19 protein-coding genes are annotated in these 22,637 nt (G+C 69.7%); 13 read left to right on the forward strand and 6 right to left on the reverse strand.

Annotation, left to right across the window (positions count from 1 at the left end; genetic code table 11):
- Positions 1-30: 30 nt before the first annotated feature.
- The gene (gene astD, locus Q5H91_RS01515) at positions 31-1,440 is read right to left on the reverse strand and encodes a succinylglutamate-semialdehyde dehydrogenase (RefSeq protein ID WP_305171461.1); all 1,410 of its coding nucleotides are present in this window, start codon (positions 1,438-1,440) and stop codon (positions 31-33) included.
- A gap of 29 nt (positions 1,441-1,469) precedes the next feature.
- Complete coding sequence (locus Q5H91_RS01520; RefSeq protein WP_305171462.1) at positions 1,470-2,828, reverse strand: protein adenylyltransferase SelO family protein; 1,359 nt, start codon at positions 2,826-2,828, stop codon at positions 1,470-1,472.
- Between the two features lie 36 nt (positions 2,829-2,864).
- Between Q5H91_RS01520 and Q5H91_RS01525 the strand changes: the two genes are divergently transcribed.
- The 3 genes from Q5H91_RS01525 to Q5H91_RS01535 all read left to right on the forward strand — a co-directional run bounded on the left by Q5H91_RS01525 (position 2,865) and on the right by Q5H91_RS01535 (position 5,554).
- Positions 2,865-3,743: an alpha/beta fold hydrolase gene (locus Q5H91_RS01525; protein ID WP_305171463.1), complete on the forward strand. Its 879-nt coding sequence runs from the start codon at positions 2,865-2,867 to the stop codon at positions 3,741-3,743.
- A 16-nt stretch (positions 3,744-3,759) separates the two neighbouring features.
- Positions 3,760-4,881 carry a glycoside hydrolase family 130 protein gene (locus Q5H91_RS01530; protein ID WP_305171464.1) on the forward strand — a complete coding sequence of 374 codons (1,122 nt, stop codon included), beginning with the start codon at positions 3,760-3,762 and terminating at the stop codon, positions 4,879-4,881.
- A gap of 61 nt (positions 4,882-4,942) precedes the next feature.
- Positions 4,943-5,554, forward strand: a complete 612-nt coding sequence (locus tag Q5H91_RS01535) for a PEPxxWA-CTERM sorting domain-containing protein (protein ID WP_305171465.1) — start codon at positions 4,943-4,945, stop codon at positions 5,552-5,554.
- 63 nt (positions 5,555-5,617) lie between these two features.
- On the opposite strand, the gene Q5H91_RS01540 is transcribed toward Q5H91_RS01535, so the two are convergent.
- A complete protein-coding gene (locus Q5H91_RS01540; RefSeq protein WP_305171467.1) occupies positions 5,618-5,866 on the reverse strand; it encodes a hypothetical protein in 249 nt (82 codons plus the stop codon).
- Positions 5,867-5,999: 133 nt separating this feature from the next.
- On the opposite strand from Q5H91_RS01540, the gene Q5H91_RS01545 reads away from it, so the two are divergent.
- The 3 genes from Q5H91_RS01545 (at position 6,000) to Q5H91_RS01555 (ending at position 9,440) form a co-directional block, all read left to right on the forward strand.
- Positions 6,000-7,145 carry a glycosyltransferase family 4 protein gene (locus tag Q5H91_RS01545; RefSeq protein ID WP_305171468.1) on the forward strand — a complete coding sequence of 382 codons (1,146 nt, stop codon included), beginning with the start codon at positions 6,000-6,002 and terminating at the stop codon, positions 7,143-7,145.
- 79 nt (positions 7,146-7,224) lie between these two features.
- Entirely contained in the window at positions 7,225-8,628 is a 1,404-nt protein-coding gene (locus Q5H91_RS01550; protein ID WP_305172344.1) for an NAD(P)H-dependent flavin oxidoreductase, read from the forward strand.
- A gap of 164 nt (positions 8,629-8,792) precedes the next feature.
- Complete coding sequence (locus Q5H91_RS01555; protein ID WP_305171469.1) at positions 8,793-9,440, forward strand: DUF4893 domain-containing protein; 648 nt, start codon at positions 8,793-8,795, stop codon at positions 9,438-9,440.
- Positions 9,441-9,482: 42 nt separating this feature from the next.
- Here the strand turns inward: Q5H91_RS01555 and Q5H91_RS01560 are convergent, their stop codons facing one another.
- Together Q5H91_RS01560 and Q5H91_RS01565 are read right to left on the reverse strand one after the other, a co-directional pair.
- On the reverse strand, positions 9,483-9,674 hold the full coding sequence (locus tag Q5H91_RS01560; protein ID WP_305171470.1) for a YMGG-like glycine zipper-containing protein: 192 nt from the start codon (positions 9,672-9,674) through the stop codon (positions 9,483-9,485).
- 86 nt (positions 9,675-9,760) lie between these two features.
- Positions 9,761-10,759 carry a 2-hydroxyacid dehydrogenase gene (locus Q5H91_RS01565; protein WP_305171471.1) on the reverse strand — a complete coding sequence of 333 codons (999 nt, stop codon included), beginning with the start codon at positions 10,757-10,759 and terminating at the stop codon, positions 9,761-9,763.
- 128 nt (positions 10,760-10,887) lie between these two features.
- Between Q5H91_RS01565 and Q5H91_RS01570 the strand changes: the two genes are divergently transcribed.
- Complete coding sequence (locus Q5H91_RS01570) at positions 10,888-11,385, forward strand: SH3 domain-containing protein (RefSeq protein ID WP_305171472.1); 498 nt, start codon at positions 10,888-10,890, stop codon at positions 11,383-11,385.
- Between the two features lie 333 nt (positions 11,386-11,718).
- Here the strand turns inward: Q5H91_RS01570 and Q5H91_RS01575 are convergent, their stop codons facing one another.
- Positions 11,719-12,906 carry an acetyl-CoA C-acyltransferase gene (locus tag Q5H91_RS01575; protein WP_370655198.1) on the reverse strand — a complete coding sequence of 396 codons (1,188 nt, stop codon included), beginning with the start codon at positions 12,904-12,906 and terminating at the stop codon, positions 11,719-11,721.
- Between the two features lie 96 nt (positions 12,907-13,002).
- On the opposite strand from Q5H91_RS01575, the gene Q5H91_RS16500 reads away from it, so the two are divergent.
- From Q5H91_RS16500 to Q5H91_RS01600, 6 genes are all read left to right on the forward strand, one after another.
- Positions 13,003-13,254, forward strand: coding sequence for a hypothetical protein (locus Q5H91_RS16500; protein ID WP_370655199.1), 252 nt, complete (start codon positions 13,003-13,005; stop codon positions 13,252-13,254).
- Positions 13,247-14,005: a prepilin peptidase gene (locus tag Q5H91_RS01580; RefSeq protein ID WP_305171474.1), complete on the forward strand. Its 759-nt coding sequence runs from the start codon at positions 13,247-13,249 to the stop codon at positions 14,003-14,005. The genes Q5H91_RS16500 and Q5H91_RS01580 overlap by 8 nt, the downstream gene beginning before the upstream one ends.
- Entirely contained in the window at positions 14,002-14,436 is a 435-nt protein-coding gene (locus Q5H91_RS01585; protein WP_305171475.1) for a hypothetical protein, read from the forward strand. The genes Q5H91_RS01580 and Q5H91_RS01585 overlap by 4 nt, the downstream gene beginning before the upstream one ends.
- A 260-nt stretch (positions 14,437-14,696) precedes the next feature.
- Positions 14,697-16,817 (forward strand): autotransporter assembly complex protein TamA, encoded by a 2,121-nt coding sequence (locus Q5H91_RS01590; RefSeq protein WP_305171476.1) that lies wholly within the window; start codon positions 14,697-14,699, stop codon positions 16,815-16,817.
- On the forward strand, positions 16,817-21,040 hold the full coding sequence (locus Q5H91_RS01595; RefSeq protein WP_305171477.1) for a translocation/assembly module TamB domain-containing protein: 4,224 nt from the start codon (positions 16,817-16,819) through the stop codon (positions 21,038-21,040). The genes Q5H91_RS01590 and Q5H91_RS01595 overlap by 1 nt, the downstream gene beginning before the upstream one ends.
- Positions 21,037-22,488: a flavin-containing monooxygenase gene (locus Q5H91_RS01600; RefSeq protein ID WP_305171478.1), complete on the forward strand. Its 1,452-nt coding sequence runs from the start codon at positions 21,037-21,039 to the stop codon at positions 22,486-22,488. Before Q5H91_RS01595 ends, Q5H91_RS01600 begins: the two co-directional genes overlap by 4 nt.
- Positions 22,489-22,637 lie beyond the last annotated feature (149 nt).

The following is a 22,637-nucleotide window of genomic DNA, read 5'->3' on the forward strand; positions in this document are numbered from 1 at the left end:
CTCCCCTTCCCTGCCAGGGAAGGGGTTATGTTACGCGTCCCGCAACCCGATGCCGATCGAGGCGCGGGCGGAGTCCGCTTCGCTGGAGACGACGGGGTAGGCGCAATAGTCGGCGGCGTAATAGGCCGAGGGGCGGTGGTTGCCCGACAGGCCGATGCCGCCGAACGGGGCGTTGCTGGCGGCGCCGTTGGTGGGGCGGTTCCAGTTGACGATGCCGGCGCGGGCGCCGGCCCAGAACCGGTCGTAGAGCGAGGGCGTCTGGCTGACGAGCGAGGCGGACAGGCCGTAGCGGGTGGCGTTCGCCTCTGCGATCGCGGCGTCGAAATCGGCGACGCGGACGACCTGAAGGATGGGGCCGAACAGTTCGACATCCGGCCGGTCGTTGAGCGCGGTGGTGTCGATCAGCGCGGGGAGCAGGAAGGGGCGCTTAGGATCGGGCCGCTCGAGATGGCGGATCGGGCGGGCACCGCGCATCAGCAGCGCGAGGAACCCCTCGGTCAGCTGGTCGGCCGCCTCGTTGTCGATCACCGGACCCATGAACGGGGCGGGATCGTCGTGCGGGGCGCCGACGATCAGCCGCGCGACCAGCCGGTCGATCTCGGCCAGCAGCGGCGTCGCCAGCTGCTCGTCGACGATCAGGCGGCGGGCGGCGGTGCAGCGCTGGCCGGCGCTGGTAAAGGCGGACTGGATGACCAGGATCGCGGCGGCGTGAAGGTCGGGCGTGTCCCACACCACGATCGGGTTGTTGCCGCCCATCTCGAGCGCCAGGATCTTGTCGGGCCGGTCGGCGAACTGGCGGTTGAGCGCGAGGCCGGTGCGCGCCGAGCCGGTGAACAGCAGCCCGTCGATGCCGCGATGCTCCGACAGGGCGCGACCCTGTTCGGGGCCGCCGACCAGCAGGCGGACGCAGTTCTCCGGCACCCCGGCGGCGTGGAGGCATTCGACCAGGAAGCGGCCGGTGGCAGGGGTCTTCTCCGACGGCTTGAAGACGACGGCGTTGCCGGCGATCAGCGCGGGGACGATGTGACCGTTGGGCAGGTGCGCGGGGAAGTTGTAGGGGCCGAGCACCGCGAGGACGCCGTGCGGCTTGTGCCGGACGGCGACGCGGGCGCCCATCTGCCCCTCCATGCGCCGTTGCGAAGTACGGTCGGCATAGGCGGCGACCGAGATGTCGACCTTGGCCATCACCGAGTCGACCTCGGTCCGCGCTTCCCAGAGCGGCTTGCCGGTCTCGCGCGCGATCAGGTCGGCAAAGCTCTCGTGCCGCTGGCGGACGATGTTGGCGTAGCGGCGCATCGTCTCGACCCGGAAGGCGAGCGGGCGGGCGGCCCACTCGGCCCAGCCGGCGCGGGCCGCCGCGACCTCGGTATCGGCATCGCCAATGGTCAGGCGGGCGAGTTCGGCGCCGGTCGCCGGTTCGTACGAGATCAGTTCGGCCATGGGCGGCGTGTGTAGCAAGCGTCTGCGGATCAGGCGAGGGCGGCTCCCATCGCCCGGATCGCGGCGATCTTTGCCTCGAGCGGCGCCCAATCGTCGTCCGTCGCGATGGGTGCCCAGAGCGCCTCCACCTCCGCGATCTGCATGCTGCACGGGGACGCGGACCAGTAGCCGGCGTCGCGCGCGCGGCGCGGCGGATGGGCGGCCAGCGCGGCGCGGACGCTGTCCCATTCCAGGCCATAGTCCGGGGGCAGATCGGTGGCGAAGGCATCGAAGAAGAACCGGTCGAGCGGCGCCTGCGTGTTGCGCAGCGTCGCCTCCACCGTCCGCACCGTCGCGCGGTCGGTGGCGGTATCGACGGGGGCACGGCCCAGGCGCCACAGGATTGCGGGCGGCAGCGCGGCCTGGAAGGCGGGGGCGAAGCCCTCCAGCGCGGCGATCAGCGGGTCGCTGTCCGCGATCAGGCGGAGCGCGGCGGCGAGCTGGGCCACATCCCAGCCGATCGCCTCGGGCTGGCGACCAAAAGCGTAGAGGCCGGCATGATCGAAATAGGCGGCGGTGAATTGCGCGTCCCAGGTGGGTGCGAACCGCCACGGACCATAGTCAAAGCTCTCGCCGGTGACGTTGATGTTGTCGGAATTGAGGACGCCGTGGACGAAGCTCGCCGCCATGTAGCGCGCCGCCAGCGTCGCGGTGCGCCCGACGACATGGGTCAGCAGCCGGACGGGATCGTCGCCGGGTTCGCCGTAGAGTTCGCCCAGCACATAGGCGGTGAGCCGGCGCATGTTCGCCTCGTCGCGCAAATAGGCCAGCCGCTGGAAGGTGCCGATGCGGATATGGCCGTGGCTGAGCCGGACGAGTACCGCCGAGCGGGTCGGCGAGGGCTCGTCGCCGCGGTGGAGTTCCTCGCCGGTCTCGATCACCGATAGGGTGCGCGAGGTGGGGACGTTCAGCGCTTCGAGCATCTCGGTCGCAAGGATCTCGCGGACAGCGCCCTTCAGCGTCAGGCGGCCGTCGCCGAAGCGGCTCCACGGGGTCTGGCCGGAACCCTTGGTGCCGAGGTCCTTCAGGCGCCCCTGGTCATCCCGCAGCTGCGCGAAGGTGAAGCCGCGGCCGTCGCCGATGTCCGGATTGTACTGGCGGAACTGATGGCCGTGGTAGCGGAGCGCCAGCGGCTGGGGCAGCGTGTCGGGCAGGGGCGTGAAGCGGCCGAAATGCCGCGTCCATTCCTCATCGGTCAGGTCGGCGAGCCCGACCTCCGCGGCGGCGCGGTCGTTGCGGAAGCGCAGACGGGTTTCGGGAAAGGCGGCGGGCGCGACCGGATCCCAGAAATCGGAGCCGAGCGACAGGAGCGGGCGGGCGGGCGCATAGGCTTGCGGGGTGATGGGCATGCCGCGATATGGGTGCGCCGCAAGCCGGGGTGCAACATGGCCGATTACGCGAAGCTGTATTGGTGGTCGAACGACGGGGTGCGGCTGCACGCGCGCGACTATCCCGGTGACTCTGGCTTGGGCGATGCGGCGGTGGTGCCCCTGGTCTGCGTGCCGGGCCTGACCCGCAACGCACGCGACTTCGCCGGGTTCGCCGAGCGCTGGGCGGGGCGGCGGCGGGTGATCTGCGTCGACCTGCGCGGGCGCGGCGAGAGCGGCTATGCCAAGGACGCGATGAGCTATGTCCCGCTCACCTATGTCCAGGATATCGAGGCGCTGCTGGCGGACCAGGGGATCGGCCGGTTCGCGATGGTCGGCACCTCGCTGGGCGGCATCGTGACGATGCTGCTGGCCGGGCCGGCGCGCGGGCGGCTGGCGGGGGCGCTCATCAACGATATCGGACCGGTCGTCGAGCCGGGCGGGCTGTCGCGCATCCGCGGCTATGTCGGCAAGCCGTCGAGCTGGCCGACCTGGCTCCATGCCGCGCGCGCGGTGCAGGAGGGTAATGCCGACGTCTATCCAGACTGGGGGCTGGAACAGTGGCTGGCGATGGCCAAGCGGCTGTACCGGCTGAACTCGGCGGGGCGGGTGGTGCTCGACTATGACCTGCGCATCGCCGAGCCGTTTCGGGTTCCGGGCGCGGAGGCCGGACCGGACATGTGGGGCGCGCTGGCCGGGCTGGACGGCCTGCCGGTGACGATCGTGCGCGGCGCGCGTTCGGACCTGTTGAGCGCGGAAACCGCGGCGCGGATGGCCGACGCGCTGCCGGGGGCGGAACTGGTGACGGTGCCGGGCGTCGGGCACACGCCGCTTCTGACCGAGCCCGAGGTCGAGGCGGCTGTCGACCGGCTGCTGGCGCGGCTGGACGCGGGGTGACGAGGATTTTACGCCAATGGCCTTCGACGCGCTGGTTCTGACACCGCAGGATATCGAGATCGCCCGCTCGCCGCTGGCGGGCCGGGTGGATGCCGAAACCTATGTGTTGGGGGCGTTCAATCCGGGGCTGACGCGGCTGCCCAATGGCAACCTGCTGATGATGGTGCGCGTGGCGGAGGCGCTGCGCCGGCCGATCCGCGACGGCCATGTCCATGCGATCCGATGGACCGCGGAGGGCTATCGGCTCGACCCCTGGCCGCTGCAGCTGGTCGACACCGCCGACCCGCGCAAGTTCATGATGCGCGGGGGCGGATGGAAGGTGATGGCGTTGACCAGCCTGTCCTGGCTGCTGCCCGTCGAGCTGTCGGCGGACGGCACGCGGGTAGAGGCGATCCATTACGACCGGGCGATCGTGCCGGCGGCGGATTACCAATGCTACGGCGTCGAGGATGCGCGGATCAGCCGGGTCGGCGTGGGAAAAGGCGGACGCTGGCTGATGACGACCTGCTCGGTCAGTCCGGAGCGGCATTCGACGACGCTCTATACCAGCGACGACGCGGTCGACTGGCGGCTGGAGGGCATCGTGCTCGACCACCAGAACAAGGACATGCTGATCTTCGAGGGGTTGATCGGTGGCAAGTACTGGGCGCAGACCCGGCCGCTGGGCGACCTGTACTTCGCCTATCCGCCCGACAGCGCGTGGCGGGCGGGGCCGTCGATCAACCTGGCCTCTTCGCCCGATGCGCTGCACTGGAAGCCGTGCGACCGGCCCGGCATCCGCCCGCATGCCGCCACCGTGGCGACCGCGCGGATGGGCGGTGGCGCGCCGCCGATCCGCACGCCCGAGGGCTGGCTGAGCCTGTGGCACGGGGTGGAGCCGGCTGGGGTGGTCGGCATCTATCGCACCTATTGGTCGCTGCTCGATGGCGAGGACCCGTCGCGGGTGATCCGGACGCAGCACGAGCCGCTGCTGGCGCCCGCGCCGCATCTGACCGCGCCGCTCGCCGATCTGATGTACCTCGACGATGTGGTGTTCACGACCGGGATCGTCGACGCCGGCGACCATTATGTCGTCGCGAGCGGCGAGGCCGATCTGGCGTGCCGCGTGACCCATATCGGGAAGCAGACCTTCGCCTGACCCCCTGCAACCGTCTTGAGATCGGATGAACCGCAGATTAAGGGGAGTGCCTGTTTTCCAGATGGAGTTGGCAGACGTGCGGTCGGTGGGGATCATGGTGGCAGTGGTTGCGGCGACGATCGCCGCACCGGCGACGGCCGCGATCGACCTGGCCCGCGCGCCCGCCGGCATGGTGGTGCGCAGTGCAGATGCGGCCTGTGACGGCTCGGCCTATGCCGGTGCCGGCGCGGTGGCGGTGTGCCAGGGTGGCGCCAGCACCGATTTCGACCTGATGTTCGTCGACCCGGGCAATCCGGCGCGCAAAGGATCGACCAGCTCCTTCTCGATCGACGTCGACGCCGGGTCGAAGGCGATGCTGACCGCCTATGACGAGTCGGGACGCCTGCTGGGCGTCGCGGATCGCAGCACGGTGGACGGGATGGGCGAGCGCCTGACGCTGACCGGTCTGGGCGACATCGCGCGCATCCATGTCAGCGGGCGCGGGCCGATCGCGGTCGCCGACCTGAGCTTCGCCGACGTGAAGACCGGATCGCGCCTGCCGGAGCCGGCGACGTGGGCGATGCTGATGATCGGTTTCGGTGCCACGGCCGCACTGATCCGCCGCCGTATCCGCCTGTCGGAGGCGCGCTTTACCGAACGGATGCGCCGGATCGCCGCGGGCGAGGCGGGCTGATCCGTCGCGGATGCGAAAAAGGGCGGCTCCATCCGGACCCGCCCTTCTCTCGATCAGAACCGATCAGTTGCTGTCGGAATTGTCGTCGTCGTCCACCACGATGAACACGCCGCCGGCGATCACCGCCGCAGCGAGGACCAGGCCGATGATCGCGCCGGGGGCGGCGAGCTTCTGCGACTGACGCGAGGTGGCGGTGGCACGCGCGGCCGGCTTGACCGACAGCGACGCGGCCGGATTGGCGGTCGGTGCCGCATAGGCGGGGGCGACGCACAGGGCGGCGGCGCAACCGGAGGCGAGAATCTTCTTCAACATGGTCGAACTCCCTTTCGAACCCAACTTGCCGCAACGCAGCAGCAGGCAACAGGTTCCTGCTAATAAAATGGTTAACAAATCCTCACGCTCATGCCGGGGTGCCAAGTCGCACCGGAGCGATTAACGACGGCCAATGACCTCTTCGATCTCGATCCTCCACCTGCACGGCACGTTCGAACCGAGCGGCAAGGCGGCGCGTGTCGCGCGGCTGATGGCGGCCTTCGGTACGCGCGCGCGCCACGTCACTGTCTCCGCCGACCCGCATGCGCTGGGGGCGCTCGCGACGATCCCGGCAGGCATCGCGCACGAGGTCGCCCAGAACGCGCCACCGCTCGCCGGACGGCCGTCCGTCGCGCGCTATGAGGCGATCGCGCGTTCCATGCAGCGGTTCGATCTGGTGCTGACCTATGGCTGGGATGCGATCGACGGGGTGATGGCGCGGCGGGTATTCGGCACCGGCAAGCGCGTGCTGCCGCCGCTGGTCCATCACGAGGACGGGTTCGGACCGGAGGAAGCGACGGGGCTGAAGCTAGAACGTAACCTCTATCGCCGCATGGCGCTGCCCGCCGCGCACGCGCTGGCGGTGCCGTCCGCGACGCTGGAGCGGATCGCGCTGGGACCGTGGAAGCAGCCGGCCGCGCGCGTCCACCGGATCGTGAACGGCATCGCCACCGCGGCCTATGCCGCCAAGGCGGATCCGCGCGCATTGCCGGGCTTTCGCAGGGAGAGCGGCGAGGTGGCGATCGCGGTGCCGGGGCCGCTGGTCGCCGCCAAGAACCCGACCGCGCTGGTTCGCGCGGCCGGCGGTCTGTCGGGCCGGTTCCGGCTGGTCTTCATCGGCGCCGGGCCGGAGCGCGACGCGATCATGGGCGCGGCGGCGGCGATGGGGATCGCCGATCGGGTATCGGTGATCGCGACCGAAGTGCCGGCCTATCGCTGGCTGGGGCTGTTCGACATGGTCGCGCTGCCGTCGGTCAGCGAGCAGTTCCCGACCGCGATCGTCGAGGCGATGGCGGCGGGGCTGCCGGTTGCCGCGATGCCGGTCGGCGACATCCCGGCCATGGTCTCGCCCGCCAATCGCCCTTTCGTCGCCGAGTGGCCGACCGAGGTGCGGCTGCGCGACGCGGTGCAGGCGCTGATGAACGACGAGGGGCTGCGGCGCGAGGTCGGCGCGGCGAACCGGGCGCTGGCGACCGCATCCTATGACGAGGCGGCGATGATCGCGCAGTATCGTGCGCTATACGAAGGGGCGCTGGGACGGCCGGGCGCGCTCGGCTGAGAGATAGTTTCGCTCGCTTGGCCGCGTGCATTCGTTATAGGGATCGGGTTTCATCCCCCCAAAGGTGACCCCCTTGTCCGTGTTCAAAGGCCTGCAACCCATCGTCTACAACGGCCGCGAGGTGTGGCCGCTGGTGGAAGGCGGCAAAGGCGTCGCCGCAACCAATCACGCCTCGGCCGGCGCGTGGGCGGCGGCGGGCGGGATCGGCACCGTGTCGGCGGTCAATGCCGACAGCTATGATCCCGAGGGGCGGATCATCCCGCAGGTCTACCGCGCGCTGACCCGGCGCGAGCGGCACGAGGAGCTGATCCAGTACGCGATCGACGGCGCGGTGGAGCAGGTGCGCCGCGCGTTCGAGATCGCGGGCGGCAAGGGTGCGATCAACATCAACGTACTGTGGGAGATGGGTGGCGCGCAGCGGGTGCTGCACGGCGTTCTCGAGCGCACGCGCGGCATGGTCGCGGGTGTGACCTGCGGCGCAGGCATGCCGTACAAGCTGTCGGAGATCGCCGCCTCTTACGAGGTGGCATACCTGCCGATCGTCAGTTCGGGCCGGGCGTTCAGGGCGCTGTGGAAGCGTGCCTATTCCAAGGCGGCCGAGTGGCTGGCGGCGGTGGTGTATGAGGATCCGTGGCTGGCCGGCGGCCATAACGGCCTGTCCAACGCGGAAGACCCGCTGAAGCCCGAAGATCCCTATCCGCGCGTCAAGGCGCTGCGCGAGACGATGCGCGAGGGCGGCATTCCCGACAGTACGCCGATCGTGATGGCCGGCGGCGTCTGGTATCTGCGCGACTGGAACGGGTGGATCGACAATCCCGAACTCGGCACCATCGCCTTCCAGTACGGCACCCGTCCGCTGCTGACGCAGGAAAGCCCGATTCCGCAGGGCTGGAAGCAGCAGCTGATGGAGATCGGCGAGGGCGACGTACTGCTCCACCGGTTCTCGCCGACCGGCTTCTACTCGTCGGCGGTGCGCAATCCGTTTCTGCGCGCGCTCGAGGCGCGGTCGGAGCGGCAGATCGCCTTCTCGACGCAGGAGGCGGGCGACCATGTCTTCCAGCTCGACGTGGGGGTGAAGGGCAAGAATTTCTGGGTGACGCGCGGCGACCTGCTGCGTGCGCGCGAGTGGTTCGGCCAGGGTTTCCAGCTCGCCATGAAGACGCCGGACAACACGCTGGTCTTCGTCACGCCCGATGAGGCGAAGGTGATCCGCAAGGACCAGGCGGACTGCATGGGCTGCCTGTCGCAGTGCCTGTTTTCCAGCTGGGCGGATACCGAGACGAACTCGACCGGGCGGCTGGCCGATCCGCGCAGCTTCTGCATCCAGAAGACGCTGCAGGACATCGCGCATGGCGGCGATACCGACCAGAACCTCATGTTCGCGGGGCATGCGGCCTATAATTTCCAGCGCGATCCCTTCTACTCGAACGGCTTCGTACCGACGGTGAAGCAGCTGGTCGATCGCATCCTGACCGGCGACTGATCGGCCGGGATTTACCGCACGGGCCAGTCATTTGGCCGCGCGTTTAACCTTTCATCAACCCTGTCGGCGCATCCCTGTCCATGCAGGTCGCGCCGACGGATTGGCCGCCGAGCCCGACCGCCAGCACCGAAAGCACGCGTCCCTGACCCGTGCGGGAGGAAGGCATGTCGCGCACCAACTTTATCCTGGCCCTGTCACTGGCCACCACACTTGCAGGCTGTGCCGGTGGACGGCATCGGCCGGCCACGGCAGCCGCCCCCACCGTCACGCTCGCACCCGAGCCCGCGTGGCGGCAGGCGATCGATCAGGCCGATGCGCAGCGGATCGAGGCGTTGCCGACCGACTGGGCGACCGCGCGCGAGCAGGCGGCCCGGCGCGGCGCACGCCTGCTGAAGGCGGAGGGTGACCTGTTGAAGGCGGACGCCGCGCTCGACCATCCGGCGCTGCCACCGGGCTCGTACAAGTGCCGCTCGGTGACGCTGAAGCGCGCAGGGGTCAGCAAGTCGCCGTCCTTCTTCTGCTATGTCGGAGGCGAGGCGGGCGAGCGGGTCAGCTTCACCAAGCAGACCGGCACCGCGCTGCCGGGCGGCTGGCTCTATCCGGACGAGGCGCATCGCTACGTCTTCCTCGGCGCGCGGCAGAAGCGGGCGGGGGATACGTCGCTGGGCTATGGCGAGGATCGCAGCCGCGATCTGGTGGGCGTGGTCGAGCGGGTCGGCGCGTTCCGCTGGCGGCTGGTGCTGCCCGGTGCGGAGTTCCAGGTCTATGAACTGACCCCGGTGCCGGTCGAGCAGCAGGGTGCAGTAGGATAAGCGGTCGTCATGCCGGGACACGCCCGGCATGACGAACAGGGGTCAGTCGACCACCGTGCCGACCACCGCACCGGCCGTGCCGCCGACGGCCGCGCCCTTGCCGACGTCGTTGCCCGTCACGGCAGCTACACCGGCGCCGCCGGCACCGCCGATCGCCGCACCGCGCAGCGTCGAGCAGGCCGCCATCGACAGGCCGCAGGCGAGCAGGGCGGCGGACATCGCGATCTTTTTCATGAGAGCATTCCTGTCAGTTAAGGGATGCCTCGACGAATGCTGCACTGCAGCCTTCGTTCCGTATGTTGCGGGAGTGTAATGGGATTTCAGGCCCAGCCTTCCAGCACCTGGTCGGGCGGGCGGTGGCCGTCGGCCCACATGCGGATGTTCTGGATAACCTTCTCGCCCGAGGCGACACGCCCCTCGATCGTCGCCGAACCCATATGCGGGGTCATCACCACGTTGGGCAGGGCGAGCAGGCGTGGATCGATCCGCGGCTCGTGCTCCCACACGTCCAGCCCCGCCCCGGCGAGGCGACCGCCCTCCAGCGCGTCGACCAGCGCCTCCTCGTCGACGATGCCGCCGCGGCTGGCGTTGATGAGGAAGACATCGGGGCGCATCAGGCCGATGCGGCGGCGGTCGATCAGCATCCGGCTGTCGGCGTTGAGCGGGGTGTGGACGGTGACGATGTCCGCGACGCGGAGCAGATCGTCGAGATCGGCGTGGAAGGTCGCGCCCAGCTGCCCCTCCAGCACCGCAGGCAGGCGGTGGCGGTTGTGATAGTGGATCGACAGGCCGAAGGCGCGCGCGCGCTGCGCCACCGCCTGGCCGATCCGGCCCATGCCGACGATACCCAGCGCCTTGCCGCCGATTCGATAGCCGAGCATGCCCCCCGGGCTCCACCCGTGCCACTCGCCGGAGCGGACCAGCTTCTCGCCCTCTGCAAGGCGGCGGGGGACCGAGACGATCAGCGCCATCGTCATGTCGGCGGTATCCTCGGTCAGGACGCCGGGCGTGTTGGTGACGATGATGCCGCGGGCGCGGGCTGCGGCGAGGTCGATATGGTTCACGCCCGCGCCGAAATTGGCGATCAGCCGCAGATCCGGCCCGGCGGCGGCGATCAGGGCGGCGTCGATCGTGTCGGTGACGGTGGGGACCAGCACGTCGCAGGTCGCCAGTGCCACGCGTAGCGCCTCGGCCGACCAGGCGGCGTCGGTGTGGTTCAGCCGGGCCTGGAACAGCGCGTCCATGCGGCGCATCACCGCCTCTGGCAGTTCGCGGGTGACGACCACCCGCGGGTGGGGGCAGCGGCGCGGATCGGACATGCCGGCTGCTTGGCGCGCGCGGCCCGGCGCGTCAACCGATGCGGGCAACGCGATTGATCGGCCGGCGACTTTGGTGGATGGAGGAGGGGATGCGGCGCCCGGGAAAACGTCGCTTTGGGATCAACGTCATGCGTATCGCGAGCCTCGTGCTCTTCACCCTGTTGGCGGTCGGCACGGCCGGGCCGGTCGCCCCCGCCGTCGCGCAGGATGCGGCGCCGCAGCCGCCGCGCTGGATGTCGATCGGCGCCGGCCGCGCCCTGATGCGGACGGGACCGGCGCGCACCTATCCGGGGGCCTGGCTGTACCAGCGGCCCGACCTGCCGCTGAGGGTGACGGCTGCGTTCCAGGAGTGGCGCCGGGTGCAGGATCCGGACGGCACCGAGGGGTGGATGCTCGTCAACCTGCTGCGCAAGACGCGCACCGCCTATGTCCGCGGGCCGGGTGCCGCGGCGATGCGCGACAAGCCCTCGGCCGGGTCGGGCGCCGCGTGGCATGCCGCACCGGGCGTGGTCGGGCGGATCAGCGCGTGCGGCGAGGGTTGGTGCAGGTTCGACGTGAAGGGCAAGGCCGGGTTCGTCGAGGTTGGTGATCTCTGGGGTGTCGATCCCGGCGAGGTTCTGCCGTAACCAATAGCGGTTGGCGCACGGCATTCCCGCAAGGGCCTCTTCGTCATGCCAGGCTAGAGTATCCGTGATGCGATCTGGACTGCACGAATTGAGCCCCTCCCCTTCAGGGGAGGGGTTGGGGTGGGGCGCTTCCTCGGGGCGGCGCGCCTTCGGCTACGCCCCACCCCCGGCCCCTCCCCTGAAGGGGAGGGGTGTACAAGGCTGATCGCTTTCGCCTCTAATCCCGGCATTCACCGCGCGGCAAGCGTGTCGGTCGCGGTGCTTGCGGAACGGTGGATGCCGGGACAAGCACGGCATGACGAAGACGGTTGGGAAAACTCCAGCTGACCTCGCTCAGTCAATCATCTCGACCGCCAGTGCGGTGGCCTCGCCGCCGCCGATGCACAGCGCGGCGACGCCGCGCTTGCCGCCGGTCTTTTCCAGTGCGGACAGCAGAGTGGCGATGACGCGGGCGCCCGAGGCGCCGATCGGATGACCGAGGGCGCAGGCGCCGCCATGGACGTTGACCTTGTCATGCGGCAGGTCGAGATCGCGCATCGCGATCATCGCGACGGCGGCGAACGCCTCGTTGATCTCGAACAGGTCGACGTCGGCGGCGGTCCAGCCGGCCTTGTCCAGGACCTTGCGGATCGCGAACACCGGCGCGGTGGTGAACAGCGCCGGCGCGTGGGCATGGGCCGCATGGGCGACGACGCGGGCGATCGGCTTCGCCCCGATCCGCTCGGCGGCGTCGGCGCGGGCCATCACCAGCGCGGCGGCGCCGTCGGAAATGGACGAGGCATTGGCGGCGGTGATCGTGCCCTCTTTCGAGAAGGCCGGCTTCAGCGTCGGGATCTTGGCGACGTCGCCGCGGGCGGGCTGCTCGTCGAGGCTCACCGTCTCCACGCCCTTGCGCGTCTTGATCGCCACCGGCACGATCTCCTGCGCGAAGGAACCGTCGGTCTGGGCGCGCTGCGCCCGGTGGAGCGATTCGATCGCGTAATCGTCCATCGCGGCGCGGGTGAACTGGTACTCGGCCGCCGTGTCCTCGGCGAAGCTGCCCATCAGGCGGCCAGGCTCATAGGCGTCTTCCAGCCCGTCGAGATACATATGGTCATAGAGCGTGTCGTGGCCGATGCGGGCGCCGGCGCGGTGCTTCTTCGACAGGAAGGGGGCGTTGGTCATGCTCTCCATTCCGCCCGCGACCAGCAAGTCGGCGGAGCCGGCGGCGAGCGCGTCGGCGGCCATGATCGCGGCCTGCATCCCCGATCCGCACATCTTGTTGACGGTCGTCGCCTCGACATGGGTGCCGAGCCCGGCGCCGATCGCCGCCTGCCGCGCCGGCGCCTGGCCGAGCCCGGCGGGGAGGACGCAGCCCATATAGATGCGCTCGACCGCCTCTGCGGACACACCGGCGCGGTCGACCGCGCCGCGGACGGCGGCGGCGCCCAGTTCGGTCGCGCTGGCGCCGGCGAGCGCACCCTGGAACGAGCCCATCGGCGTGCGGGCATAGGACAGGATGACGACGGGTTCGGTTGCCATGGCGCTCAGGGCCTCTCTCAAAGTTTCTGGTTGATCGCGATCTAGTGTCGCCCGTCGCCGATAGCAAAAGCCGCGCGGGCCGCTACGCGCCGGAGCATGGAAACATTTGCCGACGCGATCAAATGGTTTGCCTCGATCTCGGGGATGAGTGCGGCGCTGATCGTCTCGCTCGACCTGGGGCGGCGGATGACGGGATGGGGATTCGTGATCTTCGTCGCGTCCTCGGTCGCGTGGTTCGCCGGTGCGTGGTTGACCGAGGACTGGGCGCTGGGCACGCAGAACGGCATGTTGTTCGCGATCAACGTGCTGGGCGTCTATCGCTACCTGATCCGGGCGCGGAGTGATTGACGCCGCCGGCATCTGGGCGATCGGGCTGGGCGTGCTCGGCGCGCTGGTCGGCAGCTTCGTCGCGACGCTGGTGCTGCGCTGGCCCGAGGAGCGGTCGGTGGTGCACGGGCGCTCCGCCTGCGACGGCTGCGGGCGGACATTGCGGGCGATCGAGCTGATCCCGCTGGTCAGCGCGCTGGCATCGCGCGGGCGATGCCGGCGTTGCGGCGGACGGATCGATCCGCTCCACTGGCAGGTCGAAGCGGCGGCGCTGCTGATCGGGGCGAGTGCCGGCTGGATCGCGCCGGGTCCGGCGGGCGTCATGGGTGCGGCGTTCGGCTGGCTGTTGCTGGCGCTCGGCACGCTCGACGCGCGCGCGTTCTGGCTACCGGACCGGCTGGTGGCGCCGCTGGCGCTGCTGGGGTTGGCGGGCGGCGCAGTCGGGCTGGCGCCTTCGCTGCTCGATCGGCTGATCGGGGGAGCGGCGGGGTACGCGCTGCTGGCGCTGGTCGCCTTTAGCTATCGGCATTGGCGGGGGCGCGAGGGGCTGGGCGGGGGCGACCCCAAGCTGCTGGGCGCGATCGGGCTGTGGCTGGGCTGGCGGCTGCTGCCGGCGGTGCTGCTTTGCGCCGGGCTGATCGGGCTGGGCGTGGTGCTGTTCCGCCAGCTGACCGGGCGACCGATGGCGGCGACCGACGCCCTGCCGCTCGGCACGCTGATGGCGCTGGCGGCTTACCCGGCCTGGCTGTTGATGGTAGGGGTGGGGGCATGATCGCGCTCGTCCCCCTGCTCGTGCTGGCGCTCCAGGCGGCGCCCCCTGCGGCCATGCCGGTGCTGCCCAACGCGCTGGGGCCGCAATCCATGCCGCGACAGGGCTGCGCGGCGTTCCTGTGGAGCGTGTCGGACCGCAAGATGGTCGCGGTGGCGAGTGCCGCGGGCGGCACGCTGCGCGTGGCGCTGGACGGTAAGCCCGTCGACTATCCGCGGACCGCCCAGTCCGGCACGGGCGGCTTCGGCTTTGCGGCGAGTACCCGATACGGCGCGCGCGATATCGGCTTCACGCTCGACATGACCGTGTCGACGGAGGCGGAACTGACCGATGGCGGATTGGTGCAGCAGGGCATGCTGACGATCGAGCGGGCGGGCGCCGACGCCACGCTGATCCCGGTCGCCGGCGTGATCGGCTGTGCTGCGGCGCAATGATCGCGCACGAAATCATCATTGTGTTGAACCGAGTGGCCGTTCGCGCGTTGCGGTAGTTGGAAGGGGGCTGATCCGGTAACCGGGCCGCCCTCTGTTGAACCTGGGGGACTACGATCAGCGTGACCGCTTCAGATCGCCGGCATTTTTGGCTCGCCGTCGCGCTGGTCGCTACTTCGTCCACCGCCACGGCTGCGGCAGGGCAGTTGTCGCAGCCCGGCACGGCCCCCGCGCGCGGCCCCGACGCGCCCAAGCCGAAGGATATGTCCGCCGCAGAACCGGCCGTGGGGAACGCTCCCGCGTCCGACCCGCAGGGTAATGCCCCGATCGTGCCGGAAGCGGAGTTCGACGCGGCGCTGCCGCCGCTGTCGGGCGACATCAACGCGCCGCTCGAGGCGATGACGCCCGCCGCGCCGGCCGCGACGACGCCGGCCCAGCCGGCCAGGGCAACGCCGATCGGCCCCGGCGATACGCTGGGCGCGGTGGGGCCGGAGGATCCGGCGCTGACCCAGCCGCTGACCCCGCTCGGCAGTTTCGATTCGACGCCGCTCCAGAATGTCGTCGTCGCCGACCCGGACGCGCCCGAGATCCGCTACGACACGGTCGTGCGCGGGTTGGACAAGCTGGGGCTCGAGGACGAGTTCAAGTCGCTGTCGGCGCTGCGCGAGGGCGGCGGCAAGGCGGCCAACGGCGCGCAGGTCGCCGCGCGGGCACGCGAGGACGAAGGGCTGGCGGTGCGGCTGATGCGCTCGCTCGGCTATTACGACGCGACCGCGATCTCGACGATTGAGCAGCCGACGGCGCCGACCGTCACGCCAGCTGCGACCGCCACGCCGCCAGTCGATGGTGCGGCGCCGGCAACTCCTGAGGCGACGGGCCGGCTGCGCGCGGTGCTGACTGCGACGCCGGGGCGCCTCTACACGCTGTCGTCGGTGACGATCCAGGCCGATCCGGTCGTCCCGGCGGACCTGCTCCGCCGCAACCTGCCGCTGAAAGTCGGCGATCCGATCGAGGCGGCACGCATCCAGGGTGCGGAGGCGAACGTCAGCCTGGTCCTGCCGCAGCAGGGCTATCCCTTCGTCAAGGTCGGCGAGCGCGATATCCTGCTGGAGGATCAGGCGCCCGATCCGGTCGGCGCCTATACGCTGCCGGTCGATACCGGGCCGCGTTCGTCGTTCGGGCGGATCGTGACGACGGGCGATCAGGTGTTCGGGCTCGACCATCTGAACGTCTTTCCCCGCTACAAGGAAGGCCAGCTGTACGATGCGCGGCTGACCGACGACCTGCGCGACGCGCTGGTCGGCACCGGCCTGTTCAACAGCGTCGCGGTGGAGCCGCAGCGGACTGGCCGCACCGGGCCGGACGGGACCGAAGCGGTCGACCTGCTGGTGCGCCAGAGCAAGGGGCCGCCGCGCTCGCTGGCGGCAACGGCGGGCTACTCGACCGGGCAGGGTACGCGCATCGAAGGCAGCTGGACCCACCGCAACCTGTTCCCCGACGAGGGCGCGCTGATCGCCTCGGTCGTGGCGGGCACGCAGGAGCAGGGCGCAGGTGCGACCTTCCGCCGCTCCAATGCCGGGCGGCGCGATCGCACCTTCTCGATCATCGCCAATGCCAGCCACCAGAATTACGACGCGTACGAGGCGTTCATCGGCACGCTGGCGGTCCGCTGGAGCTATGACTCGACGCCGATCTGGCAGAAGAAATTCACCTATGCGTACGGCGTCGAGCTGACCGGCACCAATGAGGACGTGTACGACTTCGCGGCCGGCGAGCGGCGACGTGGCACCTATGGCATCGTCGCGCTGCCCGGGCAGGTCGTGTTCGACCGGTCGGACAATCTGCTCAACCCGACGACGGGATATCGGCTGAAGCTGAACCTGAGCCCCGAGACGTCGGTGCGCGGCGCGGTGCGCCCCTATGTGCGGACCATGGTGGAGGGCACCGCCTATTACCCGGTCAGCGACAGCCTGGTGATCGCGGGCCGCGTGCGGGCCGGATCGATCCAGGGGATCGAACGCGACGATCTGGCACCGTCGCGCCGCTATTATGGCGGCGGCGGCGGGTCGGTGCGCGGCTATGGCTATCAGCGGCTGGGACCATTCGATCCGGACGGCAATCCGGTCGGCGGACGCAGTCTGAACGAGTTCGCGCTCGAGGCGCGCTATCGCTTCGGCAATTTCGGGATCGTGCCGTTCATCGATGCCGGCAACAGCTATGAATCGAGCCTGCCGACTTTCTCGGCGCTGAAGTTCGGCGCCGGTATCGGCGGGCGGTTCTATACCAATTTCGGGCCGTTCCGGGTCGACATCGCCACGCCGCTCAACCCGCGGCCCGGCGACGGCAAGGTCGCGCTCTACATCTCGATCGGGCAGGCATTCTGATGGTCGAGAACGGCAGTTCCGATACGGTGGTGGTGGTGGAGAAGCGCCCGCTGTGGCAGCGCGTGCTGAAATGGCTGGGGATCGCGATCCTCGGCCTGGTTGTGCTCGTCATGCTGATCCTGTTCGGGATCAACACCGATCCCGGCCGGCGGCTGGTGGCGGACCAGATCGGCGGCTACACCACCGCATCGGGGCTGAACATCAAGGTCGGGCGGATCGACGGATCGCTCTATGGCCGGATGGTGCTCTCCGACCTGAGGGTCAGCGATCCGCAGGGCGTGTTCCTCGACAGCCCGCGGCTTGAGGTCGACTGGCGTCCCTTCGCCTTCGCACGCAACCATGTCGACGTCCGCGAGCTGACGGCGGGTACGGTGACGATGCGCCGCAAGCCGGTGCTGAAGGCGACCGAGCCGAGCGACCCGAACGCGCCGCTGCTGCCGGATCTGGACATCGATGTGAACCGGCTGCGCATCGGCCGCTTCGTGCTGGCTGCGCCGGTGACGGGACAGGCGCATATCCTGTCGATCGACGGCGGGGTGCATATCGCCGACCGCCGGGCGCAGCTGACGGCAAACGCGATGGCACTGCGCGCGCCCGGCGTGGCCGGCGGCGACCGCCTGGTCATGAAGATCGACGCGGTGCCCGACCAGAACAAGCTGGACGTGAACGTCAAGCTGACCGCGCCGACTGGCGGCGTGGTCGCGACGATGGGCGGGCTGAAGCAGCCGCTGGCGCTGTCGGTCGACGGACGCGGCAGCTGGGCCGACTGGCAGGGACGCGCGCGCGCCACGCTGGGCGCGGGCGAACTCGCCAACCTGGGCGTCACCGCCAAGTCGGGGCATATCGAGGTGCGCGGCACGACCCGGCCGGGCCTCTACCTGGAAGGACCGGTCGAGCGGCTGACCGCCCCCGCGCTCCAGGTGGCGATCGACACCACGCTGAACGAGCGTCGCGCCGATAGCCGGATCAAGCTGCGCTCCGACGCGCTGATCGTCGATGCGGGCGGAATGCTCGACCTGGCGAACAGCCGGTTTGGCAATTTCGCAGTGGACGCCAAATTGCTGACGCCCGGTGCGATCGCGCCGAATTTGAACGGGCGCGACGTGACGGCGCGGCTGGTGCTGGACGGTGCCTTCGCGACGCCGACGGTCGACTACAAGATCGCCGCCGCCCGGCTGGGCTTCGGTGAGATGGCGGTCGAGCAACTCTATGCCGAGGGGCTGGCGCGCGTAAATTCCGACCGCATCCTGGTGCCGGTGAAGGCACGGGCGAAGCGGGTCGTCGGGCTGAACGCCGCGGTCGGCGGGCTCGCCAACAATGTCGCGATCCAGGGTGACTTCGCGATCTCGATGCCCAACATCCTGTCGGACAATCTGCGCATCCGTTCGGACAATATCGATGCGACCGCGATCGTCGTCGCGAACGTCCAGACGGGGCGCTACACCGGGGCGCTGAAGGGGCGGGTCAACAACTACCGCGTGGATTCGATCGGTATCATCAACCTGCAGACCGATGCCAAGCTGGTGCCGGGGCCGAACGGTGGCTTCGGCATCACCGGGCGCGTCGTCGCGCAGACCACGCAGCTGTTCAACGACGGCGCGCGCAACTTCCTTGGCGGCAATGCGATCGTGCGCGCGGACGTGGGCTATAGCCCCGAGGGTGTGGTGACCTTCAGTGGCCTGAGGCTGACTGCGCCGCAGTTCCGCGTGACCCGCGGGCAGGGGCGGTTCGACCCGCGCACCGGCGCGGTCGCGGTGGAGGCGGATGCCAATTCTGCCCAATATGGTCCGTTGTTCGCACGCGTCACCGGGTCCGCCACCAGTCCCGTCGTCGTGCTGCGCGCGCCGCGACCCGGTGTCGGGATCGGCCTCGTCGATCTGAACGCCCGCGTCGTCGGGCGGAATGGCGCCTATGCGGTGACGGCGAGCGGCGGGACGAATTACGGTCCCTTCACCGCCGACGTGCTGGTCCGCCCGAGTGGACAACTGGCCGTCGACGTGCGGCGGGTGGTGTTCGCCGGGATCGTCGCCAATGGCCGGATCGTGCAGACCGCGGCCGGACCGTTCGCAGGCGCTCTCGCCTTCAACGGATCGGGGCTGACCGGCAACGTCCAGCTCGCCAACCAGGGCGGCAACCAGCGCGCCGACGTGAAGGCGCGGGCTTACAATGCCAAGATCCCTGGACAGGTCGACTTTACCATCGGCCGCGCCATCGTCGACGCCAGCGTCGTGCTGCTGCCGCGGGCGCCGCAGGTCGTGGCCGACGTGCAGCTGGCCGACACCCGCTATGGGCCGACGGTGATCCAGTCGGCGCGGGCGAAGGTGAACTATGTCGGCGGGCGTGGCACCGCGCAGGCGCTGCTGACTGGATCGAACGGCGTGCCGTTCCGCGTCGCGCTGAACGCGCGCTTGGCGCCCGAGGATTATCTGGTCGCCCTGCAGGGGCAGGCGAACGGCATCGGCTTCCGTACCGCCAACCCGGCACGAATCCGGGCGAGTGGCGGCACGTACCGGCTGGCGCCGACGCGGATCGACTTCAACCAGGGGTCGGCCCGGATCGCCGGCGCGTTCGGCGGTGCGACGAGCGCGCAGGTGCGGCTCGACCGGCTCGACCTGTCGATCATCAGCGCCTTCGTGCCCAATCTGGGATTGTCGGGGCAGGCGACCGGCAGTCTCGACTTCGCGCAGGCGGCAGGCACCTCTTTCCCAACGGCCGACGCGCGGCTGACGATCGCGCAGTTCCGCCGCACCGGCGTGGCGGCCGTGTCGACCCCGGTCGACATCGTCTTCGCCGGCCGACTGGTTGCCGATGGCGGCGAGGCGCGCGCGCTGGTCAAGAGCGGGCAGACCGTGGTCGGCAGGATGCTGGCGACGCTGCGCCCGCTGCCGCCGGGAGCGGGATCGTGGACGACGCGGCTGATGTCCGCGCCGCTGTCTGGCGGCATCCGTTACAACGGGCCATCGTCGCTGCTGTTCTCGTTCGCGGCGCTGCCCAACCAGCAGCTGACCGGGCCGATTGCACTGGCGGCAGACTTTTCGGGCCGGGTGTCGGCACCGCGGCTGACCGGTCTCGTCCGGGCCGACAACCTGACTTATGACAACGAGACATACGGCACCCGCCTGTCGCGGATGCAGGTGGCCGGGCGTTTCACCAATGACCGGCTGGAGATCACGACGCTGAATGCGCGCGCCGGCGACGGTACCGTGCAGGCGCAGGGATCGATCGGGTTGGCGGCGGACTCGGGTTATCCGATCGACCTGCGCGCGACGCTCGACAATGCGCGGCTCGCCAACAGCGACGCACTGGCGGCGACGACGAGCGGCACGGTGCGGCTGACCAACGGACCGCAGGGCGGCCTGATCCAGGGCGAGCTGACCATCCCCAATGCGCGCTACCAGATCATCCGCCAGGGCGCGGCCGAGGTGCCCGAGCTGACCGGCATCCGTCGCCGCAGCGAGATCCGCGTCGCCCGCTCGACCGACCGTCCGAAGGCGGCGCCGGTCGGGCTGTTCAAGCTCGACCTGCGTATCCGCGCCGACAACCAGCTGTTCGTGTCGGGCATGGGGCTGGAGTCCGAATGGGAGATGGATCTGCGCATCGGCGGTACCTCCGCGGCGCCGGTCATCACCGGCGGGCTAGATCTGGTGCGCGGCACCTACAGCTTCGCGGGCAAGCGGTTCGAGGTGAACCGCGGCACCATCCGCTTCCGCGGCGGCGCGCTGACCGATCCGGACATCAACATCCAGGCGACGACGACCACCGACGGCATCACCGCGGTCATCAACGTGACCGGCACCGGGCAACGGCCGCAGATCAGCTTCACCTCCACCCCGAACCTGCCGCAGGACGAGGTGCTGAGCCGGCTGCTGTTCGGGACCAACCCGGAAAATCTGTCGGCAACCGAAGCGATCCAGCTGGCGAGCGCGCTCAACTCGCTGCGCGGATCGGGCGGCGGCGGGCTCAACCCGCTCGGCAAGCTGCGCTCGGCGACCGGTTTCGACCGGCTGCGGGTACTGGGCGCGGACGAGGCGAGCGGGCGCGGGACGAGCCTGGCGGCAGGTAAGTATCTGACCGACGACATCTATGTCGAGATCGTCACCGACGCGCGCGGCTTCACCGCCACCCAGCTGGAGATCGCGTTGACCAAGGCGCTGAGCCTGCTGACCTCGACCGGATCGTTCGGCGGATCGAGCGGATCGCTGCGCTACCGGAAGGACTATTGATCGCGGCGCCGGAGCATGTCGACGTGCTGGTGGTGGGGGCGGGAATCTCCGGCATCAGCGCGGGGTGGCACCTCCAGCGCCATTGCCCTGACCGTTCCTATCTGATCCTTGAAGCGCGCGAGGCGATCGGGGGGACGTGGGACCTGTTCCGCTATCCGGGCGTGCGCTCCGATTCGGACATGCATACGCTGGGTTTCGCGTTCCAACCCTGGACCGGAGAAGCGGCGATCGCCGATGGCGCGGCGATCCTGCGTTACGTGCAGGATACGGCGAGCGCGCACGGCATCGACCGGCATATCCGCTTCGGCACCCGCGTGGTGTCCGCGGACTGGTCGGAGCGGGAGGCTCGCTGGACGGTCGCCGTGATCGGACCGGCCGGGCATGCGGTCCTGACCTGCGGGTTCATCGACCTGTGTTCGGGTTATTACGACTATGCGGCCGGCCATGCTCCGGTATTCGCGGGCAGCGAGGATTTCGGCGGACCAATCGTCCATCCGCAGTTCTGGCCCGAGAAGCTCGACCTCGGTGGCAAGAGGGTCGCGGTGATCGGCAGCGGCGCGACTGCGGTGACGCTGGTGCCCGCCCTCGCGCAGGTCGCCGCTTCGGTGACGATGGTGCAGCGCTCGCCCAGCTATGTGGTGGCACAGCCGGCGCGGGACAGGATTGCAGCGGGGTTGCGACGGGCGTTGGGAGCGCGATTGGCGTATCGACTGGTGCGGGCGAAGAATGTCACGCTGTCGATGGCGTTCTTCCAGGCGTCCCGCCGCTGGCCGGAGCGGGTGGCGCGCCGGATGATCGGGATGGCGCAGGCGGCGCTTGGGCCGGATTACGACACGGAGCGTCATTTCACGCCGCGCTACAAGCCGTGGGACCAGCGGGTCTGCCTGACGCCGGACGGTGACTTCTTCGCGGCGATCGGCGAGGGGCGGGCGGCGGTGGTGACCGGAGCGATCGAGCGGTTCGAGCCCGGCGGCGTGCGCATGGCGTCGGGAGAGTGGGTGCCGGCAGACGTGGTGGTCACGGCGACCGGACTGGCGGTGAAGATGGCGGGCGGCATCGCCTTCTCGCTGGACGGCGCGCCGATCGATTTTGCCGGACGGCTGCAATATCGCGGGATGATGTTCGACGGGGTGCCGAACCTCGCCTTCACCTTCGGCTATACCAATGCCTCATGGACGCTGAAGGCGGATCTGACGGCGCGGTATCTGTGTCGGCTGCTGAACGCGATGCAACGGCGGGCCGTGCGGATCGCAACGCCGGTGAACGAAGATCCGGCGATGACGCGGGAGGCATTTCTGCCATTCAGCTCTGGCTATATCGCGCGGGTGGCGGACCAGTTGCCCGTGCAAGGTGCGCGCAAGCCGTGGCGGCTGCATCAGAATTATCTACTAGACGTGCTTGCGTTGCGTTTCGGCGCGCTCAGAAAGAATATGCGGTTCGATCGTTAACCTGGTGAGAACGCTATGAAAATCGACCCGGCGGCGTCCATCCGAAAGGATGGCGTGAGCCGCCGGGTCGACCCACCGCTTACCAGGGGCGGATGTTCTCGTTGGCGATCAGAGCCAGAATGAACCGAAGCATGATTATCTCCTTCAAC

The sequence above is a fragment of the Sphingomonas aurea genome, from assembly GCF_030678875.1.
Classification (GTDB): domain Bacteria; phylum Pseudomonadota; class Alphaproteobacteria; order Sphingomonadales; family Sphingomonadaceae; genus Sphingomonas; species Sphingomonas aurea.

Coding starts and splice junctions, on each gene's coding strand:
- Q5H91_RS01555 (WP_305171469.1), top strand. CDS start 8,793: ATGTCGCGCACCAACTTTATCCTGGCCCTGTCACTGGCCACCACACTT.
- Q5H91_RS01575 (WP_370655198.1), bottom strand. CDS start 12,906: ATGGCAACCGAACCCGTCGTCATCCTGTCCTATGCCCGCACGCCGATG.
- astD (WP_305171461.1), bottom strand. CDS start 1,440: ATGGCCGAACTGATCTCGTACGAACCGGCGACCGGCGCCGAACTCGCC.
- Q5H91_RS01560 (WP_305171470.1), bottom strand. CDS start 9,674: ATGAAAAAGATCGCGATGTCCGCCGCCCTGCTCGCCTGCGGCCTGTCG.
- Q5H91_RS01590 (WP_305171476.1), top strand. CDS start 14,697: ATGTCCGCCGCAGAACCGGCCGTGGGGAACGCTCCCGCGTCCGACCCG.
- Q5H91_RS01530 (WP_305171464.1), top strand. CDS start 3,760: ATGGCCTTCGACGCGCTGGTTCTGACACCGCAGGATATCGAGATCGCC.
- Q5H91_RS01565 (WP_305171471.1), bottom strand. CDS start 10,759: ATGTCCGATCCGCGCCGCTGCCCCCACCCGCGGGTGGTCGTCACCCGC.
- Q5H91_RS01535 (WP_305171465.1), top strand. CDS start 4,943: ATGGAGTTGGCAGACGTGCGGTCGGTGGGGATCATGGTGGCAGTGGTT.
- Q5H91_RS16500 (WP_370655199.1), top strand. CDS start 13,003: ATGGAAACATTTGCCGACGCGATCAAATGGTTTGCCTCGATCTCGGGG.
- Q5H91_RS01545 (WP_305171468.1), top strand. CDS start 6,000: ATGACCTCTTCGATCTCGATCCTCCACCTGCACGGCACGTTCGAACCG.
- Q5H91_RS01520 (WP_305171462.1), bottom strand. CDS start 2,828: ATGCCCATCACCCCGCAAGCCTATGCGCCCGCCCGCCCGCTCCTGTCG.
- Q5H91_RS01585 (WP_305171475.1), top strand. CDS start 14,002: ATGATCGCGCTCGTCCCCCTGCTCGTGCTGGCGCTCCAGGCGGCGCCC.
- Q5H91_RS01570 (WP_305171472.1), top strand. CDS start 10,888: ATGCGTATCGCGAGCCTCGTGCTCTTCACCCTGTTGGCGGTCGGCACG.
- Q5H91_RS01525 (WP_305171463.1), top strand. CDS start 2,865: ATGGCCGATTACGCGAAGCTGTATTGGTGGTCGAACGACGGGGTGCGG.
- Q5H91_RS01540 (WP_305171467.1), bottom strand. CDS start 5,866: ATGTTGAAGAAGATTCTCGCCTCCGGTTGCGCCGCCGCCCTGTGCGTC.
- Q5H91_RS01595 (WP_305171477.1), top strand. CDS start 16,817: ATGGTCGAGAACGGCAGTTCCGATACGGTGGTGGTGGTGGAGAAGCGC.